General features: G+C 50.4%; 1 protein-coding gene. It reads left to right on the top strand.

Annotated elements, in window-relative coordinates:
• Positions 1-534, top strand: a 534-nt coding sequence (locus tag R7Z49_RS27265; protein ID WP_318112790.1) for a glutamate synthase-related protein, incomplete at both ends; no start/stop codon positions are given.

Below are 534 nucleotides of genomic sequence, written 5' to 3'. Positions count from 1 at the left end.
AAGAAGGCCCCGATCAAAAACGAGAGAAAAGTGAAAAGCTCGCCGCTGCCAATACTCAAGAGGAGCCCACTCTAGAATTTATTCACCAACTTGCCAGAGAAGGGCTCTCTAAGCTCGGTCATCATGGGCCGATGGCTGCAATGGGCGTGCCTAGGCACTTGTTACCACATTGGGATGCAATACAAATCATGGTGGCGCAAATGGCGACACAACCGCTGTTGGAAGACGTTCCCGTGTCTACCGAATTGATTGTGGGGCCAAACGCACGTAAGCCGCTCAAGCTCGCCATTCCTTTATTGGTGTCGGACATGAGTTTCGGTGCGCTTTCGGAAGAAGCGAAAATTGCGCTGGCAAAAGGTGCGGAGTTAGCTGGAACTGGGATTTGCTCCGGGGAAGGCGGCATGTTGCCAGAAGAGCAAGCTGCTAATTCTCGATATTTTTATGAGCTAGCTAGTGCTAAGTTTGGCTACGACGAATCCAAGCTCTTAAAGGTTCAAGCATTTCACTTTAAAGGCGGACAAGGTGCGAAAACGG

It is taken from the genome of Vibrio sp. 1562 (genome assembly GCF_033340155.1).
In the GTDB taxonomy this organism is placed as follows: domain Bacteria; phylum Pseudomonadota; class Gammaproteobacteria; order Enterobacterales; family Vibrionaceae; genus Vibrio; species Vibrio alginolyticus.
The sequence above is the reverse complement of the archived record's forward strand: the minus strand, read 5'-3'. Positions and strand labels throughout refer to the sequence as shown.